Genomic DNA, 9,199 nt, shown 5'->3' on the forward strand with positions numbered 1-9,199 from the left:
CCCTCTGCGGCTCGTCGTACCAGCGGACCGGCGCGTCGAGGACCCACGAGTCGTCGTACGCGAACGTCGGCACCCCGGTGAAGCGGGTCCGGGTCGGGGCGAGCGGGTCGCGCAGCCGCAGCGCGTACCGGCCGGTGCGGCGCACGAGCTCGACGACGACCTCGACCTCGTCGGGTGCGGCGAGCGGGTCGCGGCCGTCGGGCACGTAGCGGGCGACGACGAGCGAGCCGTCCTCGACGACCTGCCAGGTGCGCTCGCCGCGCAGCGGCGTCGCGTGCCGGACACCGTCGGGCCCGGCACCGGCGGTGTCGGGTCCGACCGCGAGGAGGCCGTCGTCGTCCGCGGCGAGCACGTGGGCGCCGTCGTCGTCGGCCCACCACAGGCCGGGGACGCCGGGCAGCTCACGCCGCTGGGCGCGCAGCCAGAGCAGCGCGACCGGGGTGAGCCAGCCGTGCGGTGCGAACAGCGCGCGCTCGCGCTCGGCGTGCCATGCGGCCCACGCGTCGCGCGGGTCGGGCGTCGGCGCCGGTGCGTCGACGGCGGGGAGGGTGGTCGTGTCGGTCATCGCGGGCTCCTGGTCAGCCGACGGGCTGCTGGTCGAGGTGGGCGGTGCGGCGCGAGGCCGCGACGGGACGGTCGAGCCCGAGGTGGTCGCGCAGCGTCGGCCCCGTGTACTCGGTGCGGAACGAGCCGCGCTCCTGCAGCAGCGGGACGACCTGGTCGAGCACGTCGTCCAGGCCGTGCGGCGTGAGGTGCGGGACGAGGATGAAGCCGTCGCTCGCGTCCTCCTGGACGGCCCGGTCGATGTCGTCGGCGACCTGCGTGGCGGTCCCGACGAACCCGCCGCGGGTGGTCACGGCGATGACGAGGTCCCGGATCGACAGCCCCTCGGCCTCGGCCCGCGCCCGCCACTGCGCGACGACGGGACGCGGGTCCTTGACGTGCCGGACCCGGCCGCGGGTGATGTCGGCGTTGTCGACGTCGGGCTCGACGTCGGGCAGCGGGCCCTCGGGGTCGTACGACGTGAGGTCGACGCCCCACACCTGCTCGAGGAACGCGATGGCCCCGGGCCCGGAGACCTGCTGCCGGCGGACGTGCCGGGCACGGTCTGCGGCGTCCTGCGGGGTGTCCCCCAGCACGACCGTGGTCGCGGGGAGGATCTTGAGCGACTCCTCGGTGCGGCCGAGCGCCGCGAGCCGACCCTTGACGTCCTGGTAGAACGCCTGGCCGTCCTCGAACGTCGAGTGCATCGAGAACACGACGTCGGCGGTCGCCGCCGCGAAGTCGCGGCCCGGCCCGGAGTCGCCCGCCTGGAACAGCACGGGGTGCCCCTGCGGGCCGCGCGGCGTGGGGAACGTCCCGCGGACCTGGAAGTGCGGGCCGACGTGCTCGACGTCGCGCACCGCGCCGTCGCGCAGGAACGCCCCGCTCGCGGCGTCGCCGAGCACGGCGTCGTCGTCCCACGAGTCCCACAGCGCGCGGGCGACCTCGACCAGCTCGGCGGCACGCTCGTACCGCTGCTCGTACGGCAGGAAGCCGCCGCGGCGGAAGTTCGCGCCGGTGAACGCGTCGGACGAGGTCACGAGGTTCCACGCCGCGCGCCCACCGGACAGCACGTCGAGCGTCGCGAACTGCCGGGCGATCTCCCACGGCTCGTTGAACGTCGTGTTGATCGTGCCGACCAGGCCGAGCCGGTCGGTGACGGCCGCGAGCGCGGCCAGGACCGGCAGGGTGTCGGGCCGGCCGACGACGTCGAGGTCGAAGATCTCGCCCTTGTGCTCGCGCAGGCGCAGTCCCTCGGCGAGGAAGAAGAAGTCGAGCCGGGCGTCCTCGGCCTTGCGGGCGAGGTGCTCGAACGACGCGAAGTCGATCTGGCTGCCGGACGCGGGGTCACTCCAGACGGTCGTGCTGTTGACGCCCGGGAAGTGGGCGCCGAGGTGGACCTGCTTGCGGGGGGTGCGCGCGCTCACGGCCGGGTCACGCGATCGCGGAGGCGGACGCGGACGCGTAGACGCTCGCGGGGCGGGCGAGCCCGAGGGTGTCCCGCAGCGTCGTGCCGGGGTACGCGTCGCGGAAGACGCCCGCGGCGCGCAGCAGCGGGACGACCTCGTCGGCGATCCCGTCGACGTCGGTGTGCAGCGCGGCGGGGCGCAGGACGAACCCGTCGGCGGCGCCGGTCGCGGTCCAGTCCTCGACGGTCCGCGCGAGGTCGGCGGCGGTACCCACGTGGGCGTACCCGGCGGGGCGGCGGGCGGCGCCGGCAAGGGCGTCGAGCAGCGCGAGCCGCTCCTGCGCGGCGGGCTCGGTGCCGCCGAGGACGACGAACACGTCGACGAGGACGCGCAGCGTGTCGGGGTCGCGCCCGACCGCGGCGGCGGCGGCCCGGAGCTCGGCCCGCTGGGCGGCGGCGTCGCCGCGGTCGGTGGCGGTGATCCGCACGACGTCGGCGCGGTGCGCCGCGAGCGCGACCGACGCCGGCGAGGACGTGCGCACGACGACCGGGGGCCGACCCTGCGGCGACCGGGGCGTGATGGACGAGCCCTTGACGACGAACCGCACGCCCTCGTGGTCGATGCGGTGGATCTTGCCGCGGTCGACGAACCGGCCGGTGGCGACGTCGCGGATCTCGGCGTCGTCCTCCCAGCTGTCCCAGAGCTTGCGCACGACGTCGACGGCCTCGTCGGCCTCGGCGACGGCGTCGGCCTCGTCCTGCGCGGGCTTGCGGCCGAACGCGGAGGCGACCTCCTCGGTGGTGGACCAGGCGACCTGCCAGGCGGCGCGGCCGTGGCTCACGTGGTCGATGGTCTGCAGCGCCTTGGCGACGTGGAACGGCTCGGTGTGCGTGGTGTCGACGGTCGCGACGAGGCCGATGCCGGTGCTGCGGGGCGCGAGCCGGGCGGACACGAGCGCGGCGTCGAGCCGGCCCCGCAGCGTCGTGTTGCGGCTGGTGTGCAGCGCGAACGAGTCGTCGAAGAGGACGAAGTCGAGCGTGGCGCGCTGGGCGGTGTCGACGAGCTCGCGCAGACGCTCGGGGTCGAACAGCCGGTGGGCCTCGGAGCCGGTGGTGCGCCAGGCCTCGGGGTGGGCGCCGGCGTCGGACAGGTCGAGGCCGAGGTGGACGCTGCGGGCAACGGTCATGGGGGGTGCCATCCGTTTCGGGGTGCGCGACCGGACGGGCGCGCGGCTGCGCGCCCGCTCGGGGCGGGGGTGGGGAGGGTGCGGTGGTGCGAGGGGAGGCGTGGCGTCGCGTGTGCGCCGGGACGCCAGACGTCGGCGTGGCGGCCACGGGCCGGGCGCCGGCCCTCAGGTCAGCGGTGCGTCGTGGTCAGCAGGCGCGACAGGAGGGCGGACAGGGGCGACACCGACACGACAGGACGACCGTGCGTCCGGGTGCTCGCCCGTTCATCGCTCTCTCCTTCTCGGCAGGCCGTGGCCTGCGTCCGCGCCGTTGCCGGGGGCGGTGGCCCTCGACCTGGTCGTCACCCGGGGCACCCCGCCGCGCGGGAGGGTTGCCGTCCAGCGAGCCGGGGCTTGGTGCTGGAGCTCATGACCCCGGGACCTTCGGCCCCGGTGAGGAGCACAGTAGAAATCCCGACTGGTTCGGTCAAGTATCCGCGCCGCCGTGTTCGCATGCTGGACACGACGTCCACGTGGCGAGCAGGTGCGTCCAGATCCACGAGTCCGGCCGGTGGCATCGCAGCAAACCGAGCCGCGTGCCGCACTTAGCACACCTTGCCCCGTTCTGCCCGACATGCGAGACGGGGGTTGCGCGACGACCATGGATCGTGGTGGCCGGAGAACCTCGGTCGCCGCGTCAGGTCGGCGGTCGCTACCGCGGCCGCCGCGTCGAGAGAGGCAGACAGATGGCTCTGTGGCTCATCCTCATCATCGCCGGCGTCGTCATGATCGTCCTCGGCGTCGCCGTCGAGGCCGCCAAGATCCTGCTCTGGATCGGCATCATCCTGCTCGTCGTCAGCCTCATCGGCTGGCTCGTCGGGCGCGGACGTCGAGCCGCCTAGCCCGCCCCCCACGACGACGCCGACGAGCAGCGCCGCGCCCCGCGGCACCCCGGAGAGGAGGACCCTCATGGGTCTGGACGACAAGATCACGCACGCCGCCGAAGAGGCCAAGGGCAAGGTCAAGGAGGGCGTCGGCGACGCGACCGACAACGACCGCCTCAAGGCCGAGGGTCAGGCCGACCAGGCGTCGGCCAACATCAAGCAGGCCGGTGACAAGGCCCGCGACGCCGCCGACGACGTCAAGGACGCCTTCAAGTAAGCGGCCCCCACGGTCCGGGAGCGCCCTCCCCCCTGCTGCACGGCGCTCCCGGACCGCGGCACGTCCGCCCCGCCCGTCCGGACGCTCTGCCGTCACACCCGCGCGCTGCCGTCGCACCCGCGCGACCCCGCCCGAGGCGAACACCGGTCCCGACCTGGACCCGCAGCACCTGCTCGGCCAGGATCGGGCCTCGTGAGAGCAGCGGTCTACACGCGGTACGGGACAGCCGACGAGGTGCGGGTCGTCGACGTGGACGCCCCGACGCCCCGCGACGACGAGGTGCTCGTGGCCGTGCACGCCTGCTCGGTCAACGCGTCCGACACCGAGGCGCTGCACGGACGGCCCCTGTACTCGCGGCTCGGCGGGCTGCGCCGGCCGCGCCGGCACGTCCTCGGGTCGGACGTCGCGGGCCGCGTCGTCGCCGTCGGCCGCGACGTCACCACGTTCCGCCCCGGCGACGACGTCTACGCCGACGTCCTCGACCGCCTGGGCGGGTTCGCCGAGGCGGTGTGCGTCCGGTCCGACGCGCTCGCCCCGATGCCCGCAGGGATGACGCACGTCGAGGCCAGCGCGATCCCGCAGGCCGCGGCCATCGCCCTCCAGGGGATCAGGGCGAAGGGCGGGGTGCGCGACGGCTCACGCGTGCTGGTCAACGGCGCGGGCGGCGGCGCGGGCACGTACGCCGTGCAGCTCGCCCTGCTCGACGGCGCCGAGGTCACCGCCGTCGACACCGCCGAGAAGCTCGAGTACCTGCGGTCGCTGGGTGCGCACCACGTCCGTGACCACCGGACGCAGGACTTCACGCGCGACGGGCGCACCTACGACGTCGTGCTCGACCTGGCCGGGTACCGCTCCGTGCGCGCGTACGCGCGCGCCCTCGCGCCGGGCGGCCGGTACCTGTTCGTGGGTGGCTCGGTGCGGACCCTGCTCCAGGTGCTGCTGCTCGGACCGCTCGTCGGGCTGCGGTCCCGCAAACGCCTGCGCGTCCTCGCCGTCCGCCTCGGTGTGCGGCACGTCGCGCCGCTGGTCGAGCTGATCCAGGCGGGCCGGGTGCGGACCGTGGTCGACCGGTGCTTCGCGCTCGACGACGTCGCCGAGGCGCTGCGCTACCACGGCGACGGCCGCACGCGGGGCAAGGTCGTCGTCGTCGTGCGCGAGGACGACGCCCCGGGCGGGAGCTGACGCGAGCGCGAGCCGACGACGACCGGCACGGGCCGGCGACGGACGGCGCGACTACAGGCGGAACGCCGCGATCGTCGTCGCCATCTCCCGCGAGTACGCGACGACGCCGTCCATGCTCTCGTCCACCCGAGCCAGCGCGTCCGAGCTCTCCGCCGCGCTCGTCGCGACCGCGCCGATGTGGGCGGCGATGTCCCCCGCGCGCTGCGCGGCCTCCGCGACGCCCCGGGTCATCTCGTTGGTCGTCGCCGTCTGCTCCTCGACCGCGGAGGCGATCGTCAGCTGGAAGTCGTTGATGCTCGCGACGATCTGCGAGATCTGGCCGATCGCGACGACGGCGGCGCTCGTGTCGTCCTGGATGGCCTCGACGCGGCGCGCGATGTCCTCGGTGGCCTTCGCGGTCTCGGACGCGAGCTCCTTGACCTCCCCGGCGACGACCGCGAAGCCCTTGCCGGCCTCCCCGGCCCGTGCGGCCTCGATCGTCGCGTTGAGCGCGAGCAGGTTCGTCTGCTCCGCGATCGACGTGATGAGCTTGACGACGTTCCCGATCTCCTGCGACGACGTCCCCAGGCGCGCGACGTGCGCGTTCGTCGCCTCGGCGACGCTCGTGGCCTCGGCGGCGACCTTCGCGGCCTGCGCGGCGTTCTGCGCGATCTCGCGGATGCTGGCGCCCATCTGCTCCGCACCGGCTGCGACGGTCTGCACGTTGCGGGACACCTGCTCGGCCGACTCGGCGACGGACCCGGCCTGCGCGGACGTCTCGCCCGCGGCGCGCGCACCCAGCCGCGACGCGTCCCGTGCGGACGTCGCCGTGCCGGTGGTCTGCGCGGCGGTCTGCGTGACCTGCCCGACGAGGGACGACACCGCGGTGATCGCCGCGTCGAGCGCGGCACCGGCACGCGAGATCTCCCCGCCGCCGTCGAGCCCCGTCCGGCGCGACAGGTCGCCCTCGGCCATCGCGGTGGCGACGTCGCGGATGCGGGCCGCCGGGCCCGACACGTCACGCGTGACCTTGCGGGCGGCGAACACGGCGAACGCCGCCGAGCCGGCGCCGAGGACGAGGAGGATCAGGAGCCCGCGCTCCTCGGCGGCGCCCTGCGCGGTCCGCAGCGCGGCCACCCGGTCGGCGATCGACGCCTGCACCTCCTCGGCGAGCCGCAGCACCTCGTCGTACGACGCCCCGGCGCTGCCCTCGTTGATGAGGACGAGCGCGGCACGGTAGTCCTCGGGCTCGCCGGTGCGCAGCAGCGCGACGACCTCGTCGTCTCCCGCGAAGAACTCGTCCCAGGCCGGACCCAGCGCCGAGAACGTCGCACGCTCGTCCGGCGTGGCGCCCTCGACGTCGAGGTCCGCGAGCCACGTCCGCACCGACTCCTCGGTCCGGAGCAGCTCTCCGCGGTTGTACGCGTCGTCCGCGAGCGCGGCGTCGGGTCCGAGGGCCGCGACGTCGGCGACCACGAGGCCCTGCCACCCGGTCGCGTCGGCGATCTGGAACCGCGCCTGCTCCGCGAGGCGCAGCAGGCGGTCCGCCTGGGCGAGCTGGTCCGCGTAGCCTCGCTGCGTCGTCGCGGTCACGGCCCCCAGCGCGATCGCCAGGACCGTCCCCGCGGTGAGCAGCCCGAACACCGCGTACATCCGCCGGCCGATCGACTGCTCGCGCCACACCCGCATGACTGCGCCCTCCCACCTGCGTGCGGGGCGCGATCGCTCCGCACCCCGTCACGCCTCCGATCGGCCGGTCGGCGCCCGCGATGACCGCTCGGGGCCGGCCGGTCCGTGAGAGATGCGTCACGGGCGAGACGGCGGTCTCACAAAGCAAGACTGATCTGGTCGGCTTTTCTGGACCGACCTACGCTGCCGACGGGCGGACCGCCGACGCGTGGCCGCCCACCCCTCGGGCGCACCGCGCCCCCAGGACGGAGAGGAGCCGCACGATGACCACGACGCACGTCGGCCCGGTGCTCCGCTCCTGTCGCGCCTGCTGTCAGACCCGCTGACGTCCCGCCCGGCCCCGCGCCGGCCACGCAGACCCTGACACCCGCCCGCACCCGTCCCGCCGCCCTCCCGGCAGGCCTCGACGCCCGCGGGCACCCGCAGCCGCACCGAGAGGCACCCCCATGACCGTCGACGTCCCCCTCCGCCCCGCCACCCGCACCTCCACCCGCACCTCCACCCGCACCTCCACCCGCACAGCCGCCCGTGCCGACGTCGCCGTCGCACCGGCGGCGACGACCTCGCCGGTGCCGCTCGGGGCGGACGAGCTCGCCGCGCTCGTCCGCTCGCTCGCCGACCGCCCCGACGTGTGGCGCCCCCTCGTGCAGTTCACCGAGGGCGAGCGCTGGTGGACGCGGCTCGACGCCCCCGACGGCGTCGACGTCTGGCTCCTGTCGTGGCTCCCGGCACAGGGCACCGAGCCGCACGACCACGGCGACTCGACCGCCGCGTTCACGATCGTCGCTGGCACCCTCACCGAGGTCCGCCCCGACGCCGACGGCCGCCTGGTCCCCCAGGACTTCACCACCGGCCGCACGCAGACCGTCGCCACGGGGCAGATCCACGACGTCCTCAACGTCGGCACCGAGCCGGCGGTCAGCATCCACGCCTACTCCCCGCCGCTGAACCGCATGACGTACTACCGGTCGACGCCCGACGGCCTCGTCCCGTCCCGCACGGTCGAGACGACGGAGCCCGAGGAGTGAGCACCGCGACGCGGACCGTCCGGACCGCGGCCCGTACGCGGGCGCGCCGCACGATCGACGAGGTCCTCGCCGACGCCCGCACGCGCATCGACCGGCTCACCCCCCGGGACGCGTGGGCGGCGGTCGGGCGCGGCGCGCTGCTCGTCGACATCCGCCCCGCGGCGCAGCGGGCCACCGAGGGGTCGGTGCCCGCCGCGCTCGTCATCGAGCGCAACGTCCTCGAGTGGCGGCTCGACCCGGCGAGCGACCACCGCATCCCGCAGGCCACGGGGTACGACGTCCACGTCGTCGTCCTCTGCTCGGAGGGCTACACGTCCAGCCTCGCCGCCGACGCGCTCGTCGACCTGGGCCTGCACCGGTCCGGGGACGTCGTCGGCGGCTTCCACGCCTGGCGCGCGGCCGGACTGCCGACCACGGGCGGCGTGCCGGACGACCTCGCCGCGACCGCGTGGCACGCGTCCGCGCACCCGGACCCGCTCCCCCGGCCCGCCTGACCAGCCCGAAGGGTCACGGCGGGGCCGCCGCACCGCGCGGTCGACCACGACACCGTCAGGCCAGGACGCCCTCCGCGGGCACCCACGCGCAGCTCGGGTCCTCGGCGAGCAGGTCGCCCGTGCGCGCGTACGCCTGCGACCGCGACCCGCCGCACACCGACCGGAACTCGCACCGCCCGCACCGTCCGCCGAGCGCGTCCGGGTCCCGCAGTGCCGTCAGCACCGGCGACGTCCGGTAGACGTCCGGGAACGACGCCTCCCGCACCGACCCCGCGACGACCGGCAGGAAGCCGCTCGGGTACACGTCGCCGACGTGGTCGACGAACGCGAACCCCCGGCCCGAGCCGACGTCCATCGGCGGCCGCGGCGGCCGCCGCGCGAACGTCCCGCCCGCGAGCGCCGCGACGGTCTCCCGGCGCAGCCGCTCCCGCAGCGGACCCGGCGGGAAGGCGGCGTCGAGGTCGTCGAACCCGCCCGGGCCGGTGGCGCGCCGCTCGGCGTCCGGCCGCTCGGCGGCACACTGCTCGGCGGCCCGCCGCTCGGCGGCCT

Annotated in this window: 8 protein-coding genes, 2 pseudogenes and 1 riboswitch; of the genes and pseudogenes, 5 read left to right on the forward strand and 5 right to left on the reverse strand. The window is 75.6% G+C overall.

Annotated elements, in window-relative coordinates; translation table 11 throughout:
* The 3 genes and pseudogenes from CBZ_RS16135 to CBZ_RS16145 form a co-directional block, all read right to left on the reverse strand.
* Nucleotides 1–565: pseudogene (locus CBZ_RS16135) on the reverse strand (hypothetical protein); the annotation flags it as partial.
* Between the two features lie 13 nt (nucleotides 566–578).
* Nucleotides 579–1,970, reverse strand: a complete 1,392-nt coding sequence (locus tag CBZ_RS16140; RefSeq protein WP_130782515.1) for an NtaA/DmoA family FMN-dependent monooxygenase — start codon at nucleotides 1,968–1,970, stop codon at nucleotides 579–581.
* A 7-nt stretch (nucleotides 1,971–1,977) separates the two neighbouring features.
* Nucleotides 1,978–3,138: an LLM class flavin-dependent oxidoreductase gene (locus CBZ_RS16145; RefSeq protein ID WP_130782516.1), complete on the reverse strand. Its 1,161-nt coding sequence runs from the start codon at nucleotides 3,136–3,138 to the stop codon at nucleotides 1,978–1,980.
* A gap of 301 nt (nucleotides 3,139–3,439) precedes the next feature.
* Nucleotides 3,440–3,552: riboswitch (SAM riboswitch) on the reverse strand.
* Nucleotides 3,553–3,863: 311 nt separating this feature from the next.
* Here CBZ_RS16145 and CBZ_RS21035 point away from each other — a divergent pair.
* The 3 genes from CBZ_RS21035 (at nucleotide 3,864) to CBZ_RS16155 (ending at nucleotide 5,460) form a co-directional block, all read left to right on the forward strand.
* A complete protein-coding gene (locus tag CBZ_RS21035; RefSeq protein ID WP_165446816.1) occupies nucleotides 3,864–4,019 on the forward strand; it encodes a hypothetical protein in 156 nt (51 codons plus the stop codon).
* Nucleotides 4,020–4,086: 67 nt separating this feature from the next.
* Entirely contained in the window at nucleotides 4,087–4,278 is a 192-nt protein-coding gene (locus tag CBZ_RS16150; protein WP_130782517.1) for a CsbD family protein, read from the forward strand.
* A 192-nt stretch (nucleotides 4,279–4,470) separates the two neighbouring features.
* Nucleotides 4,471–5,460 (forward strand): NAD(P)-dependent alcohol dehydrogenase, encoded by a 990-nt coding sequence (locus CBZ_RS16155; RefSeq protein ID WP_130782518.1) that lies wholly within the window; start codon nucleotides 4,471–4,473, stop codon nucleotides 5,458–5,460.
* 51 nt (nucleotides 5,461–5,511) lie between these two features.
* Here the strand turns inward: CBZ_RS16155 and CBZ_RS16160 are convergent, their stop codons facing one another.
* Nucleotides 5,512–7,128: a methyl-accepting chemotaxis protein gene (locus tag CBZ_RS16160; protein ID WP_246013491.1), complete on the reverse strand. Its 1,617-nt coding sequence runs from the start codon at nucleotides 7,126–7,128 to the stop codon at nucleotides 5,512–5,514.
* A 446-nt stretch (nucleotides 7,129–7,574) separates the two neighbouring features.
* Between CBZ_RS16160 and CBZ_RS16165 the strand changes: the two genes are divergently transcribed.
* Entirely contained in the window at nucleotides 7,575–8,156 is a 582-nt protein-coding gene (locus tag CBZ_RS16165; RefSeq protein ID WP_130782519.1) for a cysteine dioxygenase, read from the forward strand.
* Nucleotides 8,153–8,650 carry a rhodanese-like domain-containing protein gene (locus CBZ_RS16170; RefSeq protein ID WP_130782520.1) on the forward strand — a complete coding sequence of 166 codons (498 nt, stop codon included), beginning with the start codon at nucleotides 8,153–8,155 and terminating at the stop codon, nucleotides 8,648–8,650. The genes CBZ_RS16165 and CBZ_RS16170 overlap by 4 nt, the downstream gene beginning before the upstream one ends.
* A 55-nt stretch (nucleotides 8,651–8,705) precedes the next feature.
* Here CBZ_RS16170 and CBZ_RS16175 read toward each other — a convergent pair.
* Nucleotides 8,706–9,199 (reverse strand): annotated as a pseudogene (locus tag CBZ_RS16175) (radical SAM/SPASM domain-containing protein); the annotation flags it as partial.

Source organism: Cellulomonas biazotea, from assembly GCF_004306155.1.
In the GTDB taxonomy this organism is placed as follows: Bacteria; Actinomycetota; Actinomycetes; order Actinomycetales; family Cellulomonadaceae; genus Cellulomonas; species Cellulomonas biazotea.

Excerpts from the sequence above, each read along its gene's own strand:
- CBZ_RS21035 (WP_165446816.1), top strand. The coding sequence starts at position 3,864 with ATGGCTCTGTGGCTCATCCTCATCATCGCCGGCGTCGTCATGATCGTC.
- CBZ_RS16160 (WP_246013491.1), bottom strand. The coding sequence starts at position 7,128 with ATGCGGGTGTGGCGCGAGCAGTCGATCGGCCGGCGGATGTACGCGGTG.
- CBZ_RS16165 (WP_130782519.1), top strand. The coding sequence starts at position 7,575 with ATGACCGTCGACGTCCCCCTCCGCCCCGCCACCCGCACCTCCACCCGC.
- CBZ_RS16145 (WP_130782516.1), bottom strand. The coding sequence starts at position 3,138 with ATGACCGTTGCCCGCAGCGTCCACCTCGGCCTCGACCTGTCCGACGCC.
- CBZ_RS16150 (WP_130782517.1), top strand. The coding sequence starts at position 4,087 with ATGGGTCTGGACGACAAGATCACGCACGCCGCCGAAGAGGCCAAGGGC.